22 protein-coding genes are annotated in these 23,568 nt (G+C 66.9%); 6 read left to right on the top strand and 16 right to left on the bottom strand.

Going from position 1 to position 23,568, the window contains the following annotated elements; genetic code table 11:
* Positions 1-102: 102 nt before the first annotated feature.
* Positions 103-1,479, top strand: coding sequence for an FAD/NAD(P)-binding protein (locus tag AC1RKE_RS06030; RefSeq protein ID WP_348684885.1), 1,377 nt, complete (start codon positions 103-105; stop codon positions 1,477-1,479).
* Here AC1RKE_RS06030 and fliE read toward each other — a convergent pair.
* Genes fliE through flgB form a run of 3 tightly spaced genes read right to left on the bottom strand, consistent with a single transcriptional unit; the run spans position 1,460 to position 2,617 of the window.
* Positions 1,460-1,762, bottom strand: a complete 303-nt coding sequence (gene fliE / locus AC1RKE_RS06025; protein WP_054766650.1) for a flagellar hook-basal body complex protein FliE — start codon at positions 1,760-1,762, stop codon at positions 1,460-1,462. The two genes, AC1RKE_RS06030 and fliE, sit on opposite strands and share 20 nt — an antisense overlap.
* 11 nt (positions 1,763-1,773) lie before the next feature.
* On the bottom strand, positions 1,774-2,160 hold the full coding sequence (flgC, locus tag AC1RKE_RS06020; protein WP_054766651.1) for a flagellar basal body rod protein FlgC: 387 nt from the start codon (positions 2,158-2,160) through the stop codon (positions 1,774-1,776).
* Between the two features lie 49 nt (positions 2,161-2,209).
* Positions 2,210-2,617 (bottom strand): flagellar basal body rod protein FlgB, encoded by a 408-nt coding sequence (gene flgB, locus AC1RKE_RS06015; protein ID WP_054766652.1) that lies wholly within the window; start codon positions 2,615-2,617, stop codon positions 2,210-2,212.
* Positions 2,618-2,760: 143 nt separating this feature from the next.
* On the opposite strand from flgB, the gene AC1RKE_RS06010 reads away from it, so the two are divergent.
* The 3 genes from AC1RKE_RS06010 (at position 2,761) to AC1RKE_RS06000 (ending at position 4,270) form a co-directional block, all read left to right on the top strand.
* Positions 2,761-3,036 carry a flagellar biosynthetic protein FliO gene (locus AC1RKE_RS06010; RefSeq protein ID WP_152950966.1) on the top strand — a complete coding sequence of 92 codons (276 nt, stop codon included), beginning with the start codon at positions 2,761-2,763 and terminating at the stop codon, positions 3,034-3,036.
* 68 nt (positions 3,037-3,104) lie between these two features.
* A complete protein-coding gene (gene fliP, locus AC1RKE_RS06005; protein ID WP_201464001.1) occupies positions 3,105-3,878 on the top strand; it encodes a flagellar type III secretion system pore protein FliP in 774 nt (257 codons plus the stop codon).
* 113 nt (positions 3,879-3,991) lie between these two features.
* On the top strand, positions 3,992-4,270 hold the full coding sequence (locus tag AC1RKE_RS06000; protein WP_054766654.1) for an HU family DNA-binding protein: 279 nt from the start codon (positions 3,992-3,994) through the stop codon (positions 4,268-4,270).
* A 36-nt stretch (positions 4,271-4,306) separates the two neighbouring features.
* On the opposite strand, the gene AC1RKE_RS05995 is transcribed toward AC1RKE_RS06000, so the two are convergent.
* Entirely contained in the window at positions 4,307-7,159 is a 2,853-nt protein-coding gene (locus AC1RKE_RS05995) for a tetratricopeptide repeat protein (protein ID WP_395942111.1), read from the bottom strand.
* Positions 7,160-7,279: 120 nt separating this feature from the next.
* Here AC1RKE_RS05995 and AC1RKE_RS05990 point away from each other — a divergent pair, with 120 nt between their 5' ends.
* The gene (locus AC1RKE_RS05990) at positions 7,280-7,666 is read left to right on the top strand and encodes a DUF983 domain-containing protein (RefSeq protein WP_191558173.1); all 387 of its coding nucleotides are present in this window, start codon (positions 7,280-7,282) and stop codon (positions 7,664-7,666) included.
* A gap of 25 nt (positions 7,667-7,691) precedes the next feature.
* On the opposite strand, the gene AC1RKE_RS05985 is transcribed toward AC1RKE_RS05990, so the two are convergent.
* From AC1RKE_RS05985 to AC1RKE_RS05935, 11 genes are all read right to left on the bottom strand, one after another.
* Complete coding sequence (locus tag AC1RKE_RS05985; protein ID WP_054766657.1) at positions 7,692-8,051, bottom strand: hypothetical protein; 360 nt, start codon at positions 8,049-8,051, stop codon at positions 7,692-7,694.
* Positions 8,048-9,346 (bottom strand): homogentisate 1,2-dioxygenase, encoded by a 1,299-nt coding sequence (hmgA, locus tag AC1RKE_RS05980; protein WP_395942110.1) that lies wholly within the window; start codon positions 9,344-9,346, stop codon positions 8,048-8,050. Before hmgA ends, AC1RKE_RS05985 begins: the two co-directional genes overlap by 4 nt.
* 73 nt (positions 9,347-9,419) lie before the next feature.
* Positions 9,420-9,680, bottom strand: a complete 261-nt coding sequence (locus tag AC1RKE_RS05975) for a Txe/YoeB family addiction module toxin (RefSeq protein WP_152950968.1) — start codon at positions 9,678-9,680, stop codon at positions 9,420-9,422.
* Positions 9,677-9,946 (bottom strand): type II toxin-antitoxin system Phd/YefM family antitoxin, encoded by a 270-nt coding sequence (locus AC1RKE_RS05970; protein ID WP_224761054.1) that lies wholly within the window; start codon positions 9,944-9,946, stop codon positions 9,677-9,679. The genes AC1RKE_RS05975 and AC1RKE_RS05970 overlap by 4 nt, the downstream gene beginning before the upstream one ends.
* 33 nt (positions 9,947-9,979) lie before the next feature.
* The gene (locus tag AC1RKE_RS05965; protein ID WP_348683928.1) at positions 9,980-11,143 is read right to left on the bottom strand and encodes an acyl-CoA dehydrogenase family protein; all 1,164 of its coding nucleotides are present in this window, start codon (positions 11,141-11,143) and stop codon (positions 9,980-9,982) included.
* A gap of 98 nt (positions 11,144-11,241) precedes the next feature.
* A complete protein-coding gene (locus tag AC1RKE_RS05960) occupies positions 11,242-13,026 on the bottom strand; it encodes an acyl-CoA dehydrogenase C-terminal domain-containing protein (RefSeq protein ID WP_348683930.1) in 1,785 nt (594 codons plus the stop codon).
* Between the two features lie 3 nt (positions 13,027-13,029).
* Positions 13,030-13,512, bottom strand: a complete 483-nt coding sequence (locus AC1RKE_RS05955; protein ID WP_054766660.1) for a MerR family transcriptional regulator — start codon at positions 13,510-13,512, stop codon at positions 13,030-13,032.
* Between the two features lie 180 nt (positions 13,513-13,692).
* Positions 13,693-14,109, bottom strand: a complete 417-nt coding sequence (locus tag AC1RKE_RS05950) for a DoxX family protein (RefSeq protein ID WP_054766661.1) — start codon at positions 14,107-14,109, stop codon at positions 13,693-13,695.
* Positions 14,110-14,290: 181 nt separating this feature from the next.
* Positions 14,291-14,512 carry a helix-turn-helix domain-containing protein gene (locus tag AC1RKE_RS05945; protein WP_152950972.1) on the bottom strand — a complete coding sequence of 74 codons (222 nt, stop codon included), beginning with the start codon at positions 14,510-14,512 and terminating at the stop codon, positions 14,291-14,293.
* An 8-nt stretch (positions 14,513-14,520) separates the two neighbouring features.
* Entirely contained in the window at positions 14,521-15,048 is a 528-nt protein-coding gene (locus tag AC1RKE_RS05940) for a DUF2975 domain-containing protein (RefSeq protein ID WP_183215101.1), read from the bottom strand.
* Positions 15,049-15,170: 122 nt separating this feature from the next.
* Positions 15,171-16,613: a protein adenylyltransferase SelO family protein gene (locus AC1RKE_RS05935; RefSeq protein WP_348683933.1), complete on the bottom strand. Its 1,443-nt coding sequence runs from the start codon at positions 16,611-16,613 to the stop codon at positions 15,171-15,173.
* Positions 16,614-16,974: 361 nt separating this feature from the next.
* On the opposite strand from AC1RKE_RS05935, the gene AC1RKE_RS05930 reads away from it, so the two are divergent.
* Positions 16,975-19,539, top strand: a complete 2,565-nt coding sequence (locus AC1RKE_RS05930) for a TonB-dependent receptor (RefSeq protein ID WP_483458118.1) — start codon at positions 16,975-16,977, stop codon at positions 19,537-19,539.
* Positions 19,540-20,364: 825 nt separating this feature from the next.
* Here AC1RKE_RS05930 and AC1RKE_RS05925 read toward each other — a convergent pair.
* Positions 20,365-23,568, bottom strand: a complete 3,204-nt coding sequence (locus tag AC1RKE_RS05925; protein ID WP_395942277.1) for an efflux RND transporter permease subunit — start codon at positions 23,566-23,568, stop codon at positions 20,365-20,367.

The following is a 23,568-nucleotide window of genomic DNA, read 5'->3' as shown; positions in this document are numbered from 1 at the left end:
AAATCCTACTTGGCAGATAGATATTTATCGGCATGATCGACTTCCGCCTCCGCCCGTCGTGTCAGGGTGAAGGGTCGCCCCACGGGCATTACGGGAGCATCGATGTCGCAAGACCATGGACCCAGGGTGGCGATCATCGGCGCCGGCTTCAGCGGCCTGCTGACCGCGATACAGCTTTTGAGGCGGTCGCCCATCGTGCGGGTGACGCTGATCGAGCGGCGCGACGCCTTCGGTCCCGGCGTCGCCTATGACACCGGCAATCCCGGCCATCTGCTGAACGTCCGCCTGGACAATATGAGCGCCTTTCCCGACCGACCCGACCATCTGGCGAACTGGCTGGCGGAACAGCCGTCCTGGCGCGCCCAGGACGGCTTCATCACACGCGGCGTGTACGGCGACTATCTGCGGCATCTGCTGGCGGAAACGCTCGAAGGCAATGCGGACGAGGCGGGGCGAATGACCCTCGTCCACGGCGAGGCCCAGGCGATCGACCGCCGCGACGGCGGTTGGCGGATCATGGTTGGTGCGGAAGTCATCGCGGCCGATGCGGTGATCCTGGCCCTGGGCAATCTGGAGCCCGCCTCCCCGCCCGGCGTCGATGCGACGGTCCGCGCCTCGGCCGTCTATGTCGAAAACCCGTGGCGTATCGACACGGCTGCGGTCGGAACTGCGCGCAACATCCTTCTGATCGGCTCCGGCCTGACCATGGTGGATGCGGTCCTGACGCTTCGGCGACCGGGACGGCGGTTCACCGCCCTGTCCAGGCACGGCCTCCTGCCCCGCGGCCACGCCACGGTTCCACCGGCGCCCTTCGACGGCGCCTTTTCGGGCGGTCCGTCCGAAGTCCTGTCCCAAGTGCGGCGCGCCGTCCTGACCCACGATTGGCGGGCTGTGTTCGATCGCCTAAGGCACGGCGCCCGCGACCTGTGGCGCGCCTGGACGCCGCAGCAGAAGCGCCGCTTCCTGCGTCATCTTCGCCCCTTGTGGGATGTTCACCGCCACCGGACGGCGCCGGGCGTGACGCGAGAAATCGCCGCCATGCTGGCTGCGGGGGATCTGACGGTGCTGGCGGGCAAGCTGACCGGAGTGGTGCTGGACGACGGTTCGGTCGAGGCCGCCTGGCGGCCGCGCCACCGTCGCCGGCCGATCCGGGACAGGTTTGACCTGGTGATCAACTGCACCGGCCCGCTGGGCGTCATTCAGCACAGCGCCGAGCCGGTGATCCGCAATCTGCTGGCCCAGGGCTACGGTCGGCCCGATCCGATCGGCCTGGGGCTGGAGGTCGATCAGGGCGGGCAGTTGATCGGGGGCCAGGGGGGCCCAACCCCTGACCTTTACGCCATCGGCCCTTTGACCCGCGGCGCCTTTTGGGAAATGACCGCCGTGCCCGATCTGCGAGGGCAGGCGCGGGACTTGGCGGCGGTGGTGGCAGACCGACTGACGAACGCCGACGGCTCGGTCAGATCGGCATGGCCATGATTTCCTTATAGGCCGAGATGACCTGGTCGCGGACGGACATCACCGTCTCCAGCGACGCCTCGGCCGAACTCAGCGCCGTGACCACGTCGATCAGATTGCCCTGGCCCTGGATCGACTTGGTCATCTGGGTCTCGGCCGCCCGCGTCTGGTCGGCCAGGCCGGTCATGGCGGTCTTGACCAGGTCGGCGAAGCCGTTGTCGCCGGCGGCGGGCGGCTGGGCGGCGACGGGCATGGCCCCGCCCTGGACGGCGGCGTAGGCCTTGGCGGCCATCATCGGGTTCATGGCCTAGTCCCTCAGCGTTTGATGATGTCGAGGGTGCGGCTGTCCATCGACCGCGCCGTCTCGATGACGTTCAGATTGGCCTCATAGGCCCGCTGGGCCTCGCGCATGTCCATGGCCTCGACCAGGGTGTCGACATTGGGTCGCATCACATAGCCCTGGGCGTTGGCCGCCGGATGGGAGGGGTCGTAGTCCATCTTGAAATCGCTGTCGTCGGGGCGGACCTCGGCCAAGGCGACGCCGGTCGCGCCGTCCACCTCTCGTGCCTGAAAGACGGGGATCTGCCGACGATAGGGCTCGCCGCCCGGCGTGCGGGCCGTGGACTGGGCGTTGGCGATGTTCTCGGCGATCACGCGCATGCGCGACTGCTGGGCCTTCAGGGCCGAGGCCGCCACGGCCATGGCGCTGTTCGAGGGGGGGACGGGATCAGGCATGGGTCAGGCCTCCGGTTCAGGCCGCGCCGGGCTTGCGCGCGGCCATGCGGATCATCGACATGGATTTCTGGTAAAAGCCGATGGCGGCGTCATAGGCCATGCGGCTCTCGGCCATCTTCAGCATCTGCTCTTCGACCACCACCGAGTTGCCGTCCAGGGTCGTCTCAGAATCCGGGGACTTTGACGAATCGAAACGGGGCGGCGCCACGGCGGGCGCCATATGGGCCCGGTTGGTCCGCACCATCGGCAGTCCCCCGCCCGAGCGCAGGGCCGCAGCGAAGTCGCTGGGCTGTTTCAGGTCGCGGCCGACGAAGCCGGGGGTGTCGGCGTTGGCCACGTTTTCGGCGATGACCTTCTGGCGGGCGTCCAGCCAGCCCAGCCGGCCCTTGATCTGTCCCAGCAGCGGAATGTCGGCGACGCCCATGGCGGTCTCCCGTGCGGCGCAAAAATGCGCGATGGGCAGAAAATGCCGCCTGCATGGTTAATAGGGCGTTATCTCAACGCCTCGTTAACCAGGCTGATTAAGACTTGGGGTCACAGCGCCGACTGCGCCGGGGCCCAAAGCGTATGAACTTCCTCGATCTCGCCCGCGCCGTCTTCGGCCTGGCCTTCACCCTGGGCCTGATCGGCCTGGCGGCCTACGCCGCGCGCCGCTACGCCCCCCAGCTGCTGGCGCGACTGAACGCAGAACGCGGCGAACGGCGGATGCAGGTGGTCGAGACCCTGGTTCTGGACCCCGCCCGCCGCCTGGTCCTGGTGCGGATCGACGACGAGGAGCGGCTGATCCTGCTGGGCGAAGGCCGCGAACTGATCGAGCCGCGCCAGCCGGGGATTTTCAAGTGAAGGGCGCAAAACCGCTTCCCCCCCGCCGGAGCCGGGAGAAGGTCTTCACGGTTCCCGCCGCCTCCGAACTGAAGCGCGCGGCCCTCTTGTCGCTGATCACCACCCTGGTCTGCCTGGCCTGGCCGATCGCGGCCCTGGCCCAGGAAGCCGCCCAGTCCGGCTCGGCCATCAACATCGACCTGGGCACTGGGGCCGGCCTGACCCAGCGGGTGGTCCAACTGGTCGGACTGATGACCGTGCTGTCCCTGGCGCCTTCCATCGTCATCATGACCACCAGCTTCGTGCGGATCGTCGTGGTCCTGTCCCTGCTGCGCACCGCCCTCGGCATGCAGCAGTCGCCGCCGAACGCCGTCCTGGTGTCCCTGGCCCTGTTCCTGAGCGCCATCGTCATGGCCCCGACCTGGCAGGACGCCTATGATTCGGGCATCCGCCCGCTGCTGGATCAGCAGATGGAACTGCCCCAGGCCTTCGACGCGGCGTCCGAACCTGTGAAAACTTTCATGCTGGCCCAGGTGGACCGTTCGGACCTGGCGCTCTTCACCCGACTGAGCCGCGTCGAGCCCCCGACCAACCTCCAGGAACTGCCCCTTCGGGTCGTCACCCCGGCCTTCATGATCAGTGAGCTGAAGAAGGCTTTCGAAATCGGATTTCTTCTTTTCGTTCCGTTCCTTGTCATCGACCTGGTGGTGGCCAGCGTGCTGATGTCCATGGGTATGATGATGCTTCCGCCAGTGGTGGTTTCCTTACCCTTCAAACTGATCTTCTTCGTCCTGGTGGACGGCTGGAGACTGGTCGCGGGGAGCCTGGTGGAGAGCTTCCAGCGGGCGTCCGGAACCGGATAATCCCCGCCCTATAAGGCTTTGCGCCGTTTCCCCGCTTGCAAAGCCAAGCGAAATCCGTGTTGATCCCCCGGTCCTCGCCCTGAATCGGGCGACTAACACTGGAAATGTCTCTTATGACCACTCAAGCCGAACTGATCGCCGCCGTCGCCAAGGACGCCGGTGTCTCGCAGGCCGACGCCGGCAAGGTGCTGACCGCCATCGTCGAAAACATCCACGCCAGCCTGAAGGCCGGCGGCGACGTGCGCATCTCGAACCTGGGCGTCTTCGACACCGCCGACCGCGCCGAGCGTGAAGGCCGCAACCCGGCCACGGGCGCGACCATCAAGATCGCCGCCTCCAAGGCCGTGCGCTTCCGCGTCTCCAAGCCGCTGAAGGACGCCGTCAACGGCTAAGACCTTCGGGTCCAGACTGCGGATTTGATCTGCGGATTAACGGGCGGGGGTCGCTGGGCGGCCCCCGCCCGCTTCTTTTCTGAAGTCCTGTTTGGCCGCATTGACCCAGCCGACGAAGGTGTCGGCATTGGCCGACAGGCCGGCGAAATCGGCCGCGCCCGCCACCCCCGACAGGTCGTCGTCCAAGGCCACGCGAATCGCATTGGCCGAACGCGCCCGGGCGATGAAGGGCGAATACTGACCCCGCAGACGATCCAGGGCCGCGCGGTTTCCACTCAGCGAATAGCCGACCCCGGCCCGAACCAGCCAGCTCTCCTCGGCGGGCGTCAGGGGCAAGTCGGTCTGTTTGTGGCGATCGCCCAGACGCGCCTCATACAGGGGGGCGGCGTCCGCCCACTTCTGCTGTTTCCAGAAGACGTCGCCGCGCACTTCGCGCGCGGGCGCCGACTGATCCCGATCCAGAACCTCAAGCGCGTGGTCGTAACGCCCCAGGTCCATCAGGGCCCGCGCTTCCAGGGCGCGGCGTTGGCTGTTGACGGCGGTCGGCAAGAGGGTGGTGCGCGACCCCCAGATCGCCTGAAGCGCCTTCTCCGGCTGACGGTCCATCAGATAGACGGTGGCCAGATCGGTGGCGACCTGCGCCTTGGCCACCCCTTCCAGCCGCTCGTCCACCTGGTGTTTCAGCAGTTCGGCGGCCTGGTCCAGCAGATCGACGTCGATCAGGCGGCGCGACAGGCGGCGCACCATTTCATCGCCGTCGGCGCCGATCGGCGTCAGTTCGCGGAAGTCATAGAAGAGGGCCAGGGCCTGAACGGGTTGCAGGCCGTCGGCGGCGCCTTCCAGGAACAGGGCGCGGAAAGCCTTGGACTGGTCCGCCTGGATCTCGGCGGCGCCCGGCACGTTCGCCATCCGCTTGCCGGCGCTGCGCAGGGCGTCCAGCGCCTCGCGATAGCGGCCCTGTTGCAGATAGAGGTCCGCCAGTTTGCGGATCACCGCCAGTTCGGTCGCATCGCCGCGCCAGCGCCACTTCAGCAGCTCCAGCTGCTGGGCCGCCTGGTCGGGCGTCAGGGCGCCCTTGTCCAGCTCCAGGCTGATGGCGCCCAGTTTGGCGGGGGTGGCGATGCCGTCCAGCGGGGCGCGCGCCACCGCCTTATAGACCGCCAGCGCCCGCGCCTTGTCGCCCGTCAGATCAAACAGACGCGCTTGAACGACCCGCGCCGCCAGCTGGTCGGCCGCCGAGGCGTTCTGGCTGAACACATAGTCCAGCAGCTGGCGCGCGGCGGGCAGATCGCCCGTTTCGATCGCCGCCAGCGCGTGGGCGGCGCCGAAGCGGGCGCGCCATTCCTTGGGGAAGTCGTCGATGACCGAGGCCCCGGCGGCGAAGGCGCGGCGCGCCCCCTCCCAGTCGCCCTGTTCGGCGGCGATATAGCCCTGCCAGACCTTGGCGGCGGGATCGTTGGACAGGGCGGCGCCGGCGAAGTCGACCTGGGCCTCCTCCAACCGGCCGACGCCGACGCGGGCGGCGCCGCGCAGGCCCCGCACCTCCGGCTCGCCCTGCATATTGGGGGCCTGGGCGATCAGGGCGTTCAGCACGCCGATCGCCTCATAGTTCAGGCCCGAACCGACCAGAAACCGCGACAGGGCCAGGCGAGCGCCGATCGGGGCGCGGGGATTGTCCGTCGCGGCCAGGGTCTCCTGGGCCGCAGCGTCCTGAAGTCGGCGATAGCGTTCGGAAAAGCCCTCGGTCGCCGCCCATTCCTCAAGGATCAGGCTGGGATGGGGCGCCCGTTTCGGCGCGTCGGCCTCACGCTCGCCCGCCTCCAGGGTCGCTGACGGCGGCGAAAGGGTCAGGCCGTTCGGGCGGCTGAGGGTGACCAGATCGCCAGCAGCCTCGATCTTCAGATCGTCGGTCGGCGTCTCCACCGCCAGGCCTTGAGCCGTGGGGATCAGGCTGAGGTCGATCGTGCTGCGCGAGCCCGAAAATCCCTTGCCGGGCGCAAGGGCGGTGACGGCGGCGAACCGGTCGCCGACCAGGGGATCAGTCAGCCAGACCGTCTTGGTGGCTCCCGCCATCCGGGCCACCAGGGCGTCGGAACCGTCGTCTGCGCGGTCCACCTCCACGCCCGAGGCGCCGGTGGGCGGCCCGCCGATGGTCACGGTCCAGGTCCCGCCTTGCCCGTCGGCTGCGACCGCCAGCCCCTCCGGCGCCGCGATGCGGACGGCGGTGTAGTCGCCGCCGGCGGCCCAGCGCGCGTCCTTGGCGGGCCCCAACGCCTTGGCGCCGGCCATATCCATCTTGGCGGCGGCGTCGAAGACGATCCAGACCGCCTCGCCCCGGCGGAAGACGGCGGCGCCGACCGGCGCGCCCCACTGGAAGGTCAGAACCGTCTTCTCGTCGCTGGAGACGGCGCGAACCGGCACGACGGCGTTGATCTTGGCCCCGGTCTCTTGCGCCGGCGTCTCCGGCGCCTTGCCCGGCGCATAGAGGTTCAGCCAGACGGCGCCGTCGGCCACGCCGGACCGGGCGTCGGCGCCCTCGGCCAGGGTGATGACCAGGTCGGTCGCCCCGCCGCGCGCCATTCGGGTCTCGACCGCCTTGACCCCCTGCGGCGGATCGACGCGCAAACGCGAAATGTCAGGGGCGGCCGAGACGCCCAGCCGGACGATGACCTTGTCGGCCTCACGCCGCACCTGGCTGCGCACGCCGATGACGCCGGCGAATTCGACGCGGGTGAACTCGCTGGATTGGCCGATGCTGATCGACAGGGGATCGCTGGAGCGGCCGGCCTCCTGGGCCAGGGGCGCAAGCGGCGCAAAGGCGACCGCCCCGGCCGCGGCGGCGGCCACGGTCGTCTTCAGCAGGCGCTTGCTGTGCGGGGTCCCGGACATATCCGCCAAGCCATGACCCGAAAGCTCTTTAATCGCGGTTAACCGACGTTCACCCGCGATTCCACGAATGGGACGGTTCGCCCACGCGACAGGCCGGGCGATCTGGCGCATCATGGGGCCATGACCGATTATCCCCGCCTCAGCACCCTGAAGACCGGCCTGGGCTGCAAATGCCCGCGCTGCGGCCAGGGTCCCCTGTTCAAAGGGTATCTGACCCTGCGCGAAGCCTGTCCGAACTGTGGGCTCAGCTACGGCTTTGCGGACCCTGCGGACGGCCCGGCCTTCTTCGTCATGTCGGCGGTCGGCCTGGTCGGCATGATCCTGTTGATGGTCATCGACTTCACGATGAAGCCGCCCGTCTGGGTCCACGCAGTCGTCACCCTGCCGATCCTGATCGCGCTTTGCCTGGGCTGTCTGAGGCCGTTCAAAGCCTGGCTGGTGGCGGAGCAGTATGTGCACAAGGCCGCCCCGCCGGAATTCTCCAGCAACGGCAAGCACGGGGATTAGGGGCGGGGTGCTCGCCCCCTGCCCCTCAGTCGATGCAGAGGGTCGCGCCCGCCTTGCCGTCCTGGACCGGCGTGTTGCAGCCGAAGCGGTCGCTTGTCGCCTGACAGACGCCGGTTGCGGCGGTTCCGGGCGCGATCCCGCTGTTGCCCTCGATCCGGCAGTCGCCCTGGCACTGGTCGCCGTCGGTGCAACGCTTGCCGGCGTCGGCGTAGTTGATCACGCACTGCCAGGATTGCAGCCGGCCGACCTGTTTCATCGTCCCGCCGCGCGCGGCGCAGGCCGAGGCGTCGGCGCTCTGCATCGGGGCGTCCGAGCCCGCCGTGGTCTGCGGGGTGCAGGCGGCCGCCAGAAGGGCGGCGGCGGCGAGAAGAGGGATACGGATCATTCGACCTGTCCTTTGGCGAAGCCCGACCAGACGTCGTCGTAGTCGAGCTGCATCTGCGGCGATTCCGACGCCCATTTCGTGATCCGGATCGGCGCCCGGGTCTCGAACATGAAGGCCAGGGTGTCAGTGATCTTGTGCGGCTGAAGGTCCGCATTGATCGCACCCTCGTAGCTGGCCTGGTCCGGGCCGTGGCCGCTCATCCGGTTGTGCAGGCTGGCGCCGCCGGGGGCGAAACCGCCGGCCTTGGCGTCATAGGCGCCGGTCACCAGGCCCATGAATTCGCTCATGACGTTGCGGTGGAACCAGGGCGGGCGGAAGGTGTGTTCGGCCACCATCCAGCGCGGCGGGAAGATGACGAAGTCGATATTGGCCGTACCCGGCGTCTCCGACGGACTGGTCAGGACAGTGAAGATCGACGGATCGGGGTGATCGTAGCTGACCGTGTTGATGGTGTTGAACCGCGCCGTGTCATAGCGGCAGGGCGCCAGATTGCCGTGCCAGGCTGCGACGTCCAGCGGGCTGTGGTCGAAGGTGGTGGCCCACAAGCGTCCGCCGTATTTCTGGACGCACTGGGTCGGGCGATCCACGTCCTCATAGGCGGCGACCGGGGTTTCGAAGTCGCGCGGATTGGCCAGGCCGTTGGCGCCGATGGGACCGAGGTCCGGCAGACGGAACGGGCTGCCGTAGTTTTCGCAGACATAGCCCCGAACGGGCCCGTCGATCTCGACGCGGAAGCGGACGCCGCGCGGGATCAGGACGATGTGGCCAGGCTGGGCCTCGATCACCCCCATCTCGGTGACGAAGCGATGCGCCCCCTGTTGCGGCACGATCAGCAGTTCGCCGTCGGCGTCGTAGAAGACCCGGTCCGTCATCGACCGGTTTGCGACATAGAGGTGGATTCCCGCCCCGGCTCCGGCGTCGGGATCGCCCGCGCCGCCGTAGGTGACCAGGCCTTCGACCCAGTCGGTCGCGGTCTCGGGGATCGGCAGCGGGTCCCAGCGCATGCGGTTGGGGTTGGGCGGGGTCTCGTCGAACGGGCCGGAGCGGACGCGCCCCTGGTCGAAGGCCACATAGGGGCCGTGCTGGGCCGAGGGACGAAGGCGGTACAGCCAGCTGCGCCGGTTCTCCGCGCGCGGTGCGGTGAAGGCCGTGCCGGACAGCTGTTCGGCATAGAGGCCCATCGGCGTCTTCTGCGGCGAATTCTGGCCCTGCGGCAGGGCGCCGGGCGCGGCCTCGGTCGCGAAATGATTGCCGAAGCCGGTCAGATAGGCGGGCGCGTTGGATCGCGTCGTCATGTGCATGTCTCCCTTGGCGGGAGGTTTAGAAGGTTCGACGGCGGCCGTCATCCGCCCGTCGACCGCCTCTCTTTCATTTGGCGTAATGGTACCGGCATTGCGCGATCAGCAGGGCGTCTTCCGTCGGGCGATAAACCAGTCGATGCTCCTGATCGATGCGCCGCGACCACCAGCCGGACAACTCGCCCTTCAGCGGTTCAGGCTTGCCGGTTCCCGAAAACGGCGTGCGCAGGCATTCGCGGATCAGGCCGTTGATCTTTTTCAGCTGCTTCGTGTCGGTGGATTGCCAATAGAGATAATCCTCCCAGGCCGCCTCCTGAAACGTCAGCCTCATTCAATCAGGTCGCGCGGCTGACCGCCCCCGGCGTCCAGCTCGGCGACGGCCTTGCGCAGGCGTTCGGCGTTCGCCGGGCTGCGCAGCAGATAGTCCGTCTCCTGCCAGGAGGCGAAGTCCTCCAGCGACATCAGCACCGCCGCAGGCTTGCCGCCGTCGCGCGTGATGATGGTGTAGTCATGGTCCGCCGTCACCCGGTCGATGGCCGACGCGAGGTTCTTGCGAAGTTCGGTGACGGACATGGCCTTCATAGCGATAATGTACATATTTACGTACATTATCGCTAGCCTTTTACGTGGTCAGAGCGTCCGCGCGATCAAGAGCTTCATGATCTCATTGGTGCCGCCGTAGATCCGCTGGACCCGGGCGTCCTTGTACAGCTGGGCGATCGGATATTCGTTCATATAGCCGTAGCCGCCGTGCAGCTGCAGCATCTCGTCGATGGTCTCGCCCTGGATGTCAGTGACCCAGTATTTGGCCATGGAGGCGGTGGCGGCGTCCAGCTGGCCCTTCAGGTGCAGGCCGATGCAGTGGTCGACGAAGACCTTGGCGACGGTCAGCTTGGTCTTGACCTCGGCCAGTTTGAACTGGGTGTTCTGGAAGTCGATGACGCGTTTGCCGAAGGCCTTGCGTTCCTTGACGTAGGCGAGGGTGGCCTCCAGCCCGCGCTCGGCGGCGGCGACGCCCTGGACGGCGATGTTCAGACGCTCCTGCGGCAGCTGCTGCATCAGCTGGACGAAGCCCTGGCCCTCGACACCGCCGATGACGTTGTCGCCGGGGACCTTCACGTCGTTGAAGAACAGTTCGGAGGTGTCGTTTCCCTCCATGCCGATCTTGTGCAGGTTCCGGCCGCGTTCGAAGCCTTCCGCCCCGTCCGTCTCGACCACGATCAGGGACGTGCCCTTGGCGCCCTCGGCCGGGTCGGTCTTGGCAACCACGATGATGAAGTTGGCCAGCTGGCCGTTGGTGATGAAGGTCTTGGAGCCGTTGACGACATAGCCGTTGCCGCTCTTGATCGCCGTGGTCTTGACCCCTTGCAGGTCCGAGCCCGCGCCCGGTTCGGTCATGGCGATGGCGCCGACCAGTTCGCCGGAGGCCAGACGCGGCAGCCAGCGCTTCTTCTGCTCCTCGGTGCCGTAGTGCCAGATGTAGGGGGCGACGATGGCGTTGTGCAGCGAGATGCCGAAATGATCCGCGCCCTTCCAGCCCAGCTGACGCATCAGCACCACCTCATGCCGATAGTCGCCGCCCATGCCGCCGTCTTCTTCCGGCATGGACAGGCCCAGAAGACCGTCGGCGCCGGCCTGGCTCCACAGGGCGCGCGGCACGCTGGAGTCGGCGATCCACTGCTGCACCTTCTCCGGCGGCGCGTGCTCGTCGATCCATTTGCCGACGCTGTCGGAGAAGAGGGTGATCTCTTCTTCACGCATGAAATCAGGGTCTGGGCTGCCCAGCACGTTCATCGGTTTTGTCCCTGTGGTGCGAGGGCTTCGCGCCCTTCTGGTTGGAAAGAAAGACGGGCCGGCGAAGTCAGCCGGCCCGTTCCATCGTCAGTCTAGGGTCAGAACGCCTCGACCGGCATGGCCATCAGCACGTCCGCGCCGGTCTTCATCTTCTTCAGATGGGCTTCGGCGTCGGGCAGGATGCGCTCGACGAAGTAGCGGCCGGTCTGCAGCTTGGCGGCGTAATAGGGGTCGGTCGAGCCGGCCTCGATCTGGGCCTGGGCGACCTTGGCCATCTGCGCCCACATATAGGCGAGCGCCGTCAGGCCAAAGACGTTCAGATAGTCGGTCGAGGCGGCGCCGGCGTTGTCCGGATTGGCCATGCCGTTCTGCATCAGCCACATGGTGCCTTCCTGCAGCTTGGCCTTGGCGTCGGCCAGACCGTCGACGAAGGGCTTGATCGCCTCATTGCCGCTGTTCTCGGCCACGAAGGCGTCGATCTCGCCGAACCAGGTCATGATCGCGCGGCCGCCGTTGGCCGGTAGCTTGCGGCCGACCAAATCCAGCGCCTGGATGCCGTTGGCGCCCTCGTAGATCATGGTAATGCGCGCATCCCGCAGATACTGCGAGGCGGGGAAGTGTTCAGTGTAGCCCGAACCGCCATGGACCTGCATGGCCAGCGAGGCGACATGGAAGCCCTTGTCGGTCAGATAGGCCTTCAGCACGGGGGTCAGCAGGCCCATGTAATCCTTGGCCTTGGTCGCCACGGCCTCGTCTTCCGACTTCTCCAGATCGGCGTGAAGCGCGGTCCACAGGATGAAGGCCTGGCCGCCTTCGACGAAGGCGCGGGCCTCCAGCAGCATGCGGCGCACGTCGGGATGGACGATGATCGGGTCGGCGGGGCCTTCCGGGTTCTTCGGTCCGGTCAGGCTGCGGCCCTGCAGGCGGTCCTTGGCGAACTCGACGGCGGCCTGATAGGCGGCGGTGCCGATGGCCAGGCCTTGCAGGCCGGTGCCCAGGCGCGCCTCGTTCATGACCACGAACATATTGTTCATGCCGCGCCCTTCCTCGCCCAGCAGCCAGCCCTTGGCGCCGTCATATTGCATGACGCAGGTGGCGTTGCCGTGGATGCCCATCTTTTCTTCCAGGCCCACGCACTGCAGCGTGTTGCGCTCGCCCAGAGAACCGTCGTCATTCACCAGATATTTGGGCACCACGAACAGCGACAGGCCCTTGATGCCCGGAACTGCGCCTTCGATCCGCGCCAGGACGGTGTGGATGATGTTGTCCGAGAAGTCGTGCTCGCCCGCCGAAATCCAGATCTTCTGGCCGGTGATGGAGAAGCTGCCGTCGTCGTTGCGCACGGCCTTGGTGCGGACCATGCCCAGGTCGGTGCCGCACTGGGGCTCGGTCAGGTTCATCGTGCCGGACCATTCGCCGGACACCATCTTGGGCAGGTATTTGGCCTTGATCTCGTCCGAGGCGCTGGCGTGGATGCCGGCATAGGCCGAGGCGGTCAGGCCCGGATACATGGAGAAGGCCGCCGAGGCGCCGGCGGTCATCTGACCGAAGGCCGAGGCGACGATCGAGGGCATGCCTTGGCCGCCGTAGGCCGGATCGGCGGCCAACGCCATCCAGCCGGCTTCCGACATGGCCTTATAGGCTTCCTTCCAGCCCTTGGGACCGGTGACGACGCCGCCCTCAGACCAGTGGCAGCCTTCCTTGTCGCCGGGGTTGTTGATCGGGGCGATGACCTCGTCGGCGAACTTGGCGCCTTCCTCCAGGATCTGGTTGACCAGGTCCGACGACACGTCCTGGAAGCCAGGCTGGTTCGTGTACCGGTCGATCTCCAGCACCTCGTTGAGGATGAAGGTGAAATCGCGGACGGGCGACTTGTAGGCCATGGATCAGGCTCTCGCTTTGAAGGGGTGGTGGTGGTCTTGGTTGAGACGCGCGCGCAGCAGCTTCTCGTAATCTTCGGCGCCGGGCAGCAGGTCGGGACGGTGCTCGCTCAGCTTGGATTCCATCCAGGCGCAGGCGTCCTCCGCCGTCTGGATGGCGCCTTCGATGTCTTCCAACTGCTGTTTCAAGGCCGCGATCTGGGCGCGGTGACGCCGCAGGGCCACGGCCATCTGATGGACGTTGTGATCCTTGCGGTCGTACAGATCCAGCATCTCCTGGATCTCCTGCAGGGTGAAGCCGATGCGGCGTCCCCGCAGGATCAGCTTCAGACGTGCGCGGTCGCGGGCGTCATAAACGCGGGTCTGACCCTTGCGCGCAGGGGTCAGCAGACCCTTGTCCTCATAGAAACGCAGCGCCCGCGCCGTGGCGTCGAACTCGCGGCACAGCTGGCGAATGGAATAGGTGCGATGGTCGTCGGCGGTGGCCATGAAGGCACCATAACTTGACGTGCGCGTAAAGGAAAGAGTTTACGTGCGCGTAAGGGTAAGCTTTTCGTCGCCACCCCTCCCCCGCGGCGCGCCAGGCAAAGAAAAGCCCGGAGCCTGGGGAAGGCTCCGGGCGCGACACACCGGGGCGGAGGGGGAGAGGCCCCGGCGATCGATCCTGTTTCAGGCGCGCCGCCGTCCCAAGAGGACGGGAACGGTGAGCGCCAGGAGAATGAGGTTCACCACCGCCAGGCCGATGTCGCGGCTCAGGGCGTGGACCATCAGCATGGTCGCCTCCATCACGATCAGTCCGGCCGAGGCGCTCAGCAACAGAGGGCGACCCACGCGCCAGGAGATCAGCGGCGCCAGAACGCTCAGGCCCAGCGCCATCTCCACCAAGCCCAGTCCACGCACCATGTTTTCCGGCGCGACCGCAGGCCAGCCCATCAGGGCGATCAGATTGGTCATCGGCTCGGTCAGCTTGGCGTAACCGGCGGCGATGAAGAACATCGCGATCCAGCCCTGGAAGGTCCACAGTGTTACGTTCTTGTAGACGGAGCGGGTGCGCGACTGGGCGACGGGCAGAGTGGTGGAGGTCATCGGGGAGCGCCTGATTGGTAACAGTTGCGAGATCGGATCGAGCAACTCCGTTCGCAAGGGGTATGTAGCGCAGCCGATGCATTTTGTCATCGCCGGATGACATCAGTTGATGACATCGGCTGATGACTTATTGTTTCTGTGACATCCACGCTACAGGCGACCCGTCGCCCTTCCCTGAGGATCACCCCTCTTCCGACTGAGGTCCCGGTGTCTGGACGATCAGATCGCCCGGCTGGCAGTCCAGCTCTCTACAAAGGGCGTCCAGGGTGGAGAAGCGCACGGCGCGGGCCTTGCCGGTCTTCAGGATCGACAGATTGGCCATCGTCACCCCGACGCGGTCGGACAGTTCGGTCAAGGACATGCGGCGCTCCAGCAGCAGCCGGTCCAGTTGGATCATGATCATGGCGCGCCTCAGACCGTCGCCAGCTGTTCGTCGCGCATGGCCGAGCCCTGGCGAAACACCTCGGCCAGGATGAAGACGACCAGAATGCCCAGCCACGATCCTAGGCTGAAGTCATAGTCGGAAACCGACTCCCCCATGACGTGCGGCGCCACAAGAGCCAGCATCAAGGCGGTGAGCTGGATACCCATCAGGCCCAGCCCCACGCCCTGCAGCCGCTTGACGTTGGCGAACTCGAAGGCGTCGCCCTGATTGACCGAAAGCAGGATGCGGCGCAGTCGGTTGATGATCCACCAAGTGAAGCCGCAGGCCAGGAAGGCGCCGAGCAGGGTCAACCGCTCCGGCCAGTGCAGGTCGCGCGCGTCGCTGCTGTCGAGGTCCCTCATTCCGTCGACGAACCCCGCAGCAAAATCGGGCGATATGATGCTGGCGGCCAAGCAGATCGCCATGATCCCGGTGGCCAGCATGACGAAGACGTTGGCGAACCCCAGGCACCAGCGCAGGGCGCTTGAGATAGAGTATTTTCCGATCAGTCTCATGTCGAACAGCCCTTTCTTCGGCGCGCCCTCCGCAGCGCCTTAGTGACTATCGATATGGTTTCATCGATAAACAGGCAAGAAAATTATCGATAAACGAGATGACGATTTTGTAAGGTTCTGCATCAAGCGGTGAAGGCCCAGGCGAGGCGCGCCGCCTCCAGCCGGGCCAGCTTGGCCCGGAAGGGCGCCCAGTCGTCGGCGGCGTCGATGGCGGCCCAGATCGCCTCGACCTCGTCGATCAGCATTTCTTCGGGCTCGCGCGCGGCGAACATCGGATGCTCCAGCCGTTCGATCCGGTCGGGCTCGTGCGCCATCAGGGCGAAGCGGAACGCGTCGAAGGCCTCGCCCTGATAGAGCTTTGCGCGCGGTCCCGACAAGGCGCGCGCGGCCGAGGCGAAGCCGCCGAACCAGTCGAAGAACAGCGGCTCCCAGCGAAGCCCCTCCCCGCCTTCGCGCAGCAGGGCCAGGGCCGTGTCGACCAGCCGTTGGTCAGCCGCCTCGCCCAGGCTCAGCACGCCGAACCGCATGAGAAAGGCCGCACGCAATTCGCGGATATAGGCGGAGCCGAAGCCGTTCAGGGCGTCGGTCAGGGGCTCGACCTCGGCGACCAGCTTCAGGCATCCGGCCAACTGGGTCAGGTTCCAGAACACCGCCTCCGGCTGGCGGGCGAAGGCGTAAAGGCCGGTCTGGTCGAAATAGGCGGCGGTGAAGCCCGGCTGATAGGACGGCAGGAAGCGCCAGGGGCCATAGTCGAAACTCTCGCCCGTGACGTTCAGATTGTCGGTGTTGAGCACCCCGTGGACGAAACCCGCCGCGATCCAGCGCGCGGTCAGTCTGGCCGAGGCCTCGACGACGGCGCGCAGCAGGCCGGGCGCGTCCCCTGCCGCGACCTGTGGGTGATACAGGCTGCGGACGTGCGCGATCAGCGCTTCGATCTGATCGACCCGCCCCAGATAGGCCGCCCGCTGGAAGGTTCCGAACCGGATATGGGAGTGCGACAGCCGCACCAGGACCGCCGAACGGGTCGGCGACGGCTCGTCGCCCCGCTCCAGCGCCTCGCCGGTCTCGATCAAGGAGAAGGCGCGGCTGGTCGGAACCCCCAGGGCCTCCAGCATCGCGGCCGCCAGAACCTCGCGCACCCCGCCTTTCAAGGTCAACCGACCGTCGCCGCCGCGCGACCAGGGCGTCTGGCCCGATCCCTTGGTTCCCAGATCCAGCAGACGGGGCCGCGCGCCGCGCCGCGCAGCCGTCGCCTGCGGCGTCTCCCACATCTGGGCCGCCAGAAAGCCGCGCCCGTCGCCCAGGTCGGGGTTGTAGTGACGGAACTGATGGCCGTGATAGCGCATCGCCAACGGCCCCGGCTGGCCCGGCAGGGGTTCGAACCGGCCGAAGGCGGCGATCCATTCGGCCTCGCTCAGGCTGTCCAGCCCCACCTCGGCGGCGGCGCGCTGATTGCGGAAACGCAAATCGGCCTTGGGAAAGCGCGCGGCCTCCACAGCGTCGGCGAAGTCCGGCCCCAGATTGAAAAAGACGGGAGCGGGGCGGTAGTCGGCGTGGACGGGCATGGCGGTCAGTTGCGCCCGCCTGGACGCTTTCGCAAGGCGCGGACTCGTCGCTGATCGGCTGAAGACTGACCTAGCGTCAAAATTTTCTGTCTCTTCCGTGTCACAGAAGGGCCGAACTAGGGCGAAAAATGGTCGCGGGTATCAGCGCTCGCTTGTCGTTCGGCGGGAAGCAGGCTTAGCCTCACCTTACTGAACGCGCCTCCACGCAGAGGCGCGTCGATTGGGAAATAGGAAACGCTTCGGTCGCCCCGCGACCGGGCTTCAGAGCCGGGAGGACGCTTCGTTGCGCCACACTAACCGCTACCTCAGAACCACCGTGTCCGCCGCCGTGGTCGGCGCCGCCGCCTTCGGCTTCGCCGGCATGGCCGCCGCCCAAGAGGCGCCGGCGACCGTGGACGACATCATCGTCACCGCCCAGAAGCGCGAACAGAGCCTGCAGGACGTGCCGATCGTGGTCACCACCCTGTCGCAGGAGGTGCTGGACGGCGCGGGCGTGCAGGACATCAAGGATCTGCAGATCCTGACCCCCGGCATGACCGTCACCTCGACCCAGTCGGAAGCCTCGACCACCGTCCGTATCCGCGGCGCCGGCACCGTGGGCGACAACCCGGGCCTGGAAAGCTCGGTCGGCGTGGTCATCGACGGCGTCTATCGTTCGCGCAACTCGGTCGGCTTCGGCGACCTGGGCGAACTGAGCCGCATCGAGGTGCTGAAGGGGCCGCAAGGCACCCTGTTCGGCAAGAACACCTCGGCCGGCGTCATCAACATCATCACCGAACGTCCGTCGTTCGACCCGTCGATCTCGGCCGAACTGACCGCCGGCAACTACGGCGCCGTCGGCGGCTCCGTCTCGGTGACCGGCGGCCTGACCGATCAGATCGCCGGCCGCCTGTTCGTCGCCCATCGCGAGCGCGACGGCTTCTATGACGTCAATCTGGGCGACGGCCCCCGCACCCTGACGGAAGACAACACCCAGGACTACTGGACCGGCCGTGGCCAGCTGCTGATCCTGCCCAGCGACGAGGTGTCGATCCGCCTGATCGCCGACTACACCAAGCGCGACGAATACTGCTGCGCCGCCGTTCAGACCCGCGTCGGCCCGACCCAGGCCTTCATCGCCGCCCTGACGGCGCCGAACGGCCCCGGCCAGCGTCCGCCGGTCGCCGGCTTCGGCACGGTGCCCTTCAGCCGCACCGCCTATTCGAACCGCGAGACCCCGCAAGAGATCGAGGACATGGGTCTGTCGGCGGAGGCCACCATCGACCTGCCCAGCCTGAACGCCACCCTGACGTCCCAGACCTCGTGGCGCGACTGGTCGTTCCAGCAGGGGATGGACCTGGACTACACCGGCGCCGACATCCAGTACCGCGCCAATGACGGCTCCAACGGCTATGGGGTCGGCAACCTGACCCAGGAACTGCGCCTGGCCGGGACGACGGACAAGTTCGACTGGCTGGTCGGCCTGTTCGCCACCAAGGAGGAGGTCTATCGCGACGACAGCTATGTCTACGGCGCCGACTACAACGCCTTCGCCTCCCTGCTGCTGACGGCCTCCCTTCCCGCCTCCGTGGGCGGCCCCAGCCCCAGCCGCCTGGGCTGTTTCACCAATCCCCAGGGCTTCCTGGTCGGCACGGCCGGTCCGGCCGCCGGACAGCCGCTCTGCGTGATCGGCGCCGTGCCCCCCAGCGCCGCCGCCCCGACCTTCGGCACGGGCAAGGCCTATGAGGACCACTATTCCCAGAAGTCCGAATCGGTCGCCGTCTTCACCAACAACACCTATCGGGTGACGGAGGCGTTCGAGATCAACCTGGGTCTGCGCTACACCTATGACAGCAAGCGTCTGCTGGGCCTGCAGGACAATCTGGGGACCAACGGCGCGGCCTGCGGCGGCGCCCTGGCCAACAACCTGGCGCCCACCCTGCCTGCGTCTCCGATCCCCGGGACCGTCAATACGAGAACGCCGGCGGCGGCTCTCGGCCTGCTCTGCCTGCCCTGGTCCAACCCGCAGTACGACAACCGCCGCATCCAGGAGAAGTTCAGCGACACCGACCTGAGCGGCACGCTTAAGGCCTCTTACCGCCTGAACCCCTCGGTCATGGGCTATGTCTCCTACGCCCGCGGCTACAAGGGCGCCGGCTACAATATGGACCGGGTGCAGACGGGGGTGACGCCGGACGCCTCGCTCTTCTTCGAGGCCGAGACGGTCGACAGCTATGAAGCGGGTCTGAAGACGACCCTGTTCAACCGCACCATGCTGTTGAACATCACCTACTTCGACCAGAAGTTCGAAAACTTCCAGCTGAACACCTTCCTGGGCACCGCCTTCGTGGTGGAATCGATCCCGGAACTGACCTCTCGCGGCGTCGACGCCGACATGGTCTGGTTCACCCCGATCGAGGGCCTGTCCTTCCAGGGCGGCGTCACCTACACCGACGCCAAGTACGGCGACTTCACCGGCGCCGATCTGTCGAACCCGGCGCGCTTCCCGCAGCTGTCGCTGCTGCCGGGCGCCCGCGCCTCCTTCGCCCCGGAATGGTCGCTGACCGGCGCCCTGGCCTTCGACCGCTCGCTGGGCGGCGGCCTGCGCGGCGGCTTCAACCTGTCGGCCAAATATTCGACCGAGTACAACACCGGCTCGGACCTGCTGCCGTACAAGAACCAGGAGGCCTTCACCGTCGTGAACGGCCGCATCACCATCGGTTCGGAAGACGAGCGCTGGACCGTGGATGTCTGGGGTCAGAACCTGCTGGAGGAGGAGTACACCCAGGTGGCCATCGCCGCCCCGCTGCAGGGCACGGCCTTCACCAACACCACCACGCCCCAGGCGGACGGCACCTACTATAACATCGCCACCGACACGGCGACCTACAACGCCTATCTGGGCGCCCCGCGCACCTGGGGCGTGACGCTGAAGGTCAAATACTGATCGTCTGAACCGCCGCGGCACCTAGCGGCTGACAGGGCGGAACGACGAAGGGCCGACCGGGAAACCGGCCGGCCCTTTTTCTTTGCAGGGGGACGGGATGGCGGCGGAGGCGGCCGCCGCCCCTTCGACCGGAAGGCGCTTACTCCCCTTCCGTCATCCTCGGTTTGCCCCCGTCATCCTCGGGCTTGACCCGAGGATCGAGGGGGCCGCCGCTTGTGCGAGACCCCGGACGCAGCGTCCGATCCGGGCCCGATCCTCGGGTCAAGCCCGAGGATGACGGGGGGGGCGGCCGAGGCTATGCCTGCCGCCCCGCGAGCGGGGAAGGTCGGGTTTAGGAGCCGGCGGCAATTTCGCAATCCGACCCGTTGCAGACGTTGGCATGAGATGCGAGTTTCTCGCGAGCGGGGATCACCATGTCAGCACCGGACTACGACGACCCAAAGTCGAAGCTAAAGTTGCGCCTCCGGCCCATGAACGGCTCGGGAACGGCGCTAAAGTGGGGTAGCGTTCTCGGCGTAATAGGTGCCGCCCTTTGCCTTCTCGGCTTTGTCGCGAGCCTCATCCCCGGCGTTCAGCGTGACGGGAGTCCCCTGTGGTTGCTCTTGGGAGCGGCTGTGTTCGCTGGCCAGTCGGGGTTCTTCTATTTGGGTCACAAGCTGGTTCGTCGCTTGCGTTGATCCGCGTCCGCTTTCCACCCATAGCGGACGTTCGCCGATTCCGCGTCCGGTTCGCCGCCTCCCGCCACGCCAGCCCTTCACCATCGCCAGAAGAAGGCCCGGCCGGAAAATCTCCGGCCGGGCCTCATCGTCTCACGAGGAACGCGGATCAGCCGATCCGATCCTCCACAGCCGGCTCCTCATGCCCGTGCTGCCCGTGGGTCAGACGGCTCAACCGGCTTTCCATGCGACGCTTCAGGCCGTCGATCAGGCTGAAGACCACCGGCACGAACATCAGCGACAGGGCGGTGGAGGTGATCAGCCCGCCGATGACGGCGATGGCCATGGGCGAGCGGAAGGCGGTGCCCTCGCCGAAGGCGGCGGCGATCGGCAGCATGCCAAGGCCCATGGCCATCGTCGTCATGATGATGGGCCGCGCCCGCTTGTGGGCGGCGTCCATCAGGGCGTCGTGGCGGTTCATCCCCTTCTCCATCGCCATGATGGCGTAGTCGACCAGCAGGATGGAGTTCTTGGCCGCGATCCCGGTCAGCATGATGATGCCGATCAGGGCCGGCATCGACAGCGACTTGCCCGTCACCAGCAGCAGGAAGAAGGCGCCGCCGAACGACACCGGTAGCGCCGCCAGGATGGTGATCGGGTGGAAGAAGCTTTTGAACAGCAGGACCAGCACGACATACATCAGCAGGATGCCTGTGATGATGGCGAAGGCGAAGCCCGCGCCCAGCTCCTGGAAGCTTTCGGCGTCGCCCGACGGCTGTTGGCTGACGCCCTGGGGCAGGCTCTTGATCGAAGGCAGGGCGTTCACCGCCTCGGTCGCCTGGCTGAGCGTCAGGCCGCTCAGCTCGGCGGTGATGTTGGCGACGCGCAGTCGGTCCAGACGGTTGATCTGGTTCGGCCCGGCGCCGAAGGTGATGTCGGCCACCGCCGACAGGGGCACGGTGGCGCCCGAGGCGGTGGGCACGCGCAGAGTCTCCAGCACTCCCAGGTCCGAGCGGGCGTCCTCCTTCAGCATGACGCGGATCGGCACCTGACGGTCGCCCAGGTTGAACTTGGCCAGCAGCTGATCGGCGTCGCCCAGGGTGGCGACGCGCGCCACCTGGCTGATGTCCTGGGTGGACACCCCCTGCAGGGCGGCGACGTCCGCCCGCGGCGTGACCAGGATTTCGGGCCGCACCAGAGAGGCGGAGGAGACGACGTTCGACAGGCCGGAGATGTTGCGCATCTCCCGCTCCACCTTGGCGGCCGCCGGCTCTAGGACGTCGGGATCGTCGCCGACCAGGGCGATGGTCAGGAGGCTGGAGCCCCCGCCTCCGCCCGAGGCGCCGAACTGGACGCGGGCGCCCGGCACCTGACGCAGGGTCGGCCCCATGTCGCGCTCAAACGCCTGTTGGCTCAGCTTGCGGTCCCAGCGTCCAACTAGGTTGACGGTCAGATTGGCGCTGCGCACCTCGCCTGATGATCCGCCGCCGCCGGGCCCGAAGCTGGTGGTGGCCGAGCCGATCGAGGAATAGACCGACTCGACTTCCGGCCGCTTCATCAGTTCGCGATTGATCCGCTGCACGGCCGCGTCCGTCTCGGACAGGGTCGTGCCGGGCGGGAACTGAACCGTCACGGTGGAACGCGAAATATCCTCGACCGGAATGAACTCGCCCGGCAGGCGGCTGGCCATGAAGATGGACAGGAAGAAGAACAGCACGCCCATGCCCAGAACCCAGACGCGGTGATCGAACATCCGGTCCGCCACCTTGCGGCGGAACCAGCCGGCCTGCGGATGATGCTCGGCCCGGCGTTTGCGCCAGTCGTCGCCGAGCGCCCAGTTCAGGGCCTTCAGATAGGGGGCCATCCAGAAGGGATCGCCGTGTTCCTTGCCCTGGTCGCGCTTCAGCAGATAGGCGCCCATCAGGGGCGTCAGGGTCCGCGCCACCAATAGGGAGAACAGCACGCTGACGCAGGTGGCGATGGCGAAGCTCTTGAAGAACTGGCCCACGATGCCCGGCATGAAGCCGGTCGGGGCGAAGACCGCCACCAGGGTCGCCGTGGTCGCCATGACCGCCAGGCCGATCTCGTCCGCCGCCTCGATCGCCGCCGGATAAGGCGGCTTGCCGTCGCGGATGTGCCGGACGATGTTTTCGATCTCCACGATGGCGTCATCGACCAGGATGCCGATCGTCAGGGACAGGGCCAGCAGGGTCACGACGTTCAGCGACTGATTGGTCAGATCCATGACCCAGAAGGTCGGGATCAGCGACAGCGGCATGGCGACCGCCGCAATCAGGGTCGCCCGCCAGTCCCGCAGGAAGATGAAGACCACGGCGATGGCCAGAAGGGCGCCCAGCACCAGGGTCTCGACCGAGGCGTGGAAGTTGTTGACGACGTCTTCAGTGGTGTTGGCGACCTCTTCGAAGGTCACATCCGCGCGTTCGGCGTCCAGCTTGGCCAGTTCGGCCTTGACCCGGTCATAGACGTCCACCTCGGAGGAGCCGATGGCGCGCGAGACGCCGAAGCCGACCACCTCCTGGCCGTTGAACCGGGCGCGGCCGCGCGGTTCGGACCATTCGTCAGTGACTTCGCCCAGGTCGCCCAGGCGCACGCTGCGGCTGCCGATCGGAATCAAGGTCTCGCGCAGCTGTTCGACAGACTGGGCCGAGCCGACGGTGCGGATAGCCTGTTCTTCGCCGGCGATCTCGCCGCGCCCGCCGGGCAGGTTGATGTTGGAGGCGCGCAGCTGGTTCGACACCTGGGCCGCCGTCACGCCCGAGGCGGCGAGGCGCGCCGGGTCCAGCTTGATGCGGATTTCGCGGCTGACGCCGCCGTCGCGGCTGATCTGGCTGACGCCGCGCACCGACAGCAGGCGTTTGGCCACCGTATTGTCGACGAACCAGCTCAGCTCCTCCGGGCTCATGCCCGGCGCCCGCACGACGAAGTTGGCGAAGGGGATGGCGGTGAACTCGATGCGCTGGACGATCGGCTCCTGAACGTCGGCAGGCAGGTTCTGGCGAATGCCGCTGACGGCGTTGCGCACGTCATTGGTGACCTTCTCCAGGTTCACTCCCAGCTGGAACTCGATCGAGGTGGTGGACACCCCCTCATTGACCACCGAGGTGATGTGTTTGACCGAACCCAGGCCCGCCACGGCGTCCTCGACCAGGCGCGTGACCTGGGTCTCCATCTCCGTCGGCGCGGCGCCGGACTGGATCACGGTGACGGCCACGACCGGCAGGTCGACGTCGGGGAAGTTGTTGGTGCGGAGCTTGAAATAGCTCATCGTCCCCGCGATCGTCAGGACGACGAACAACAGGACGATCGGAATGGGATTCCGAATCGACCAGGACGAGATGTTCTGAAAACCCAT

It is taken from the genome of Brevundimonas sp. GW822-FHT03E11 (assembly GCF_058801445.1).
Note: the sequence above shows the minus strand (reverse complement) of the source record. Positions and strands in the feature narration are given on the sequence as shown.

Excerpts from the sequence above, each read along its gene's own strand:
- AC1RKE_RS06030 (WP_348684885.1), top strand. The coding sequence starts at position 103 with ATGTCGCAAGACCATGGACCCAGGGTGGCGATCATCGGCGCCGGCTTC.
- fliE (WP_054766650.1), bottom strand. The coding sequence starts at position 1,762 with ATGAACCCGATGATGGCCGCCAAGGCCTACGCCGCCGTCCAGGGCGGG.
- flgC (WP_054766651.1), bottom strand. The coding sequence starts at position 2,160 with ATGGCCGTGGCGGCCTCGGCCCTGAAGGCCCAGCAGTCGCGCATGCGC.
- flgB (WP_054766652.1), bottom strand. The coding sequence starts at position 2,617 with ATGGGCGTCGCCGACATTCCGCTGCTGGGACAGATCAAGGGCCGGCTG.
- AC1RKE_RS06010 (WP_152950966.1), top strand. The coding sequence starts at position 2,761 with ATGAACTTCCTCGATCTCGCCCGCGCCGTCTTCGGCCTGGCCTTCACC.
- AC1RKE_RS06000 (WP_054766654.1), top strand. The coding sequence starts at position 3,992 with ATGACCACTCAAGCCGAACTGATCGCCGCCGTCGCCAAGGACGCCGGT.
- AC1RKE_RS05995 (WP_395942111.1), bottom strand. The coding sequence starts at position 7,159 with ATGTCCGGGACCCCGCACAGCAAGCGCCTGCTGAAGACGACCGTGGCC.
- AC1RKE_RS05990 (WP_191558173.1), top strand. The coding sequence starts at position 7,280 with ATGACCGATTATCCCCGCCTCAGCACCCTGAAGACCGGCCTGGGCTGC.
- AC1RKE_RS05985 (WP_054766657.1), bottom strand. The coding sequence starts at position 8,051 with ATGATCCGTATCCCTCTTCTCGCCGCCGCCGCCCTTCTGGCGGCCGCC.
- hmgA (WP_395942110.1), bottom strand. The coding sequence starts at position 9,346 with ATGACGACGCGATCCAACGCGCCCGCCTATCTGACCGGCTTCGGCAAT.
- AC1RKE_RS05975 (WP_152950968.1), bottom strand. The coding sequence starts at position 9,680 with ATGAGGCTGACGTTTCAGGAGGCGGCCTGGGAGGATTATCTCTATTGG.
- AC1RKE_RS05970 (WP_224761054.1), bottom strand. The coding sequence starts at position 9,946 with ATGTACATTATCGCTATGAAGGCCATGTCCGTCACCGAACTTCGCAAG.
- AC1RKE_RS05965 (WP_348683928.1), bottom strand. The coding sequence starts at position 11,143 with ATGAACGTGCTGGGCAGCCCAGACCCTGATTTCATGCGTGAAGAAGAG.
- AC1RKE_RS05960 (WP_348683930.1), bottom strand. The coding sequence starts at position 13,026 with ATGGCCTACAAGTCGCCCGTCCGCGATTTCACCTTCATCCTCAACGAG.
- AC1RKE_RS05955 (WP_054766660.1), bottom strand. The coding sequence starts at position 13,512 with ATGGCCACCGCCGACGACCATCGCACCTATTCCATTCGCCAGCTGTGC.
- AC1RKE_RS05950 (WP_054766661.1), bottom strand. The coding sequence starts at position 14,109 with ATGACCTCCACCACTCTGCCCGTCGCCCAGTCGCGCACCCGCTCCGTC.
- AC1RKE_RS05945 (WP_152950972.1), bottom strand. The coding sequence starts at position 14,512 with ATGATCATGATCCAACTGGACCGGCTGCTGCTGGAGCGCCGCATGTCC.
- AC1RKE_RS05940 (WP_183215101.1), bottom strand. The coding sequence starts at position 15,048 with ATGAGACTGATCGGAAAATACTCTATCTCAAGCGCCCTGCGCTGGTGC.
- AC1RKE_RS05935 (WP_348683933.1), bottom strand. The coding sequence starts at position 16,613 with ATGCCCGTCCACGCCGACTACCGCCCCGCTCCCGTCTTTTTCAATCTG.
- AC1RKE_RS05930 (WP_483458118.1), top strand. The coding sequence starts at position 16,975 with ATGGCCGCCGCCCAAGAGGCGCCGGCGACCGTGGACGACATCATCGTC.
- AC1RKE_RS05925 (WP_395942277.1), bottom strand. The coding sequence starts at position 23,568 with ATGGGTTTTCAGAACATCTCGTCCTGGTCGATTCGGAATCCCATTCCG.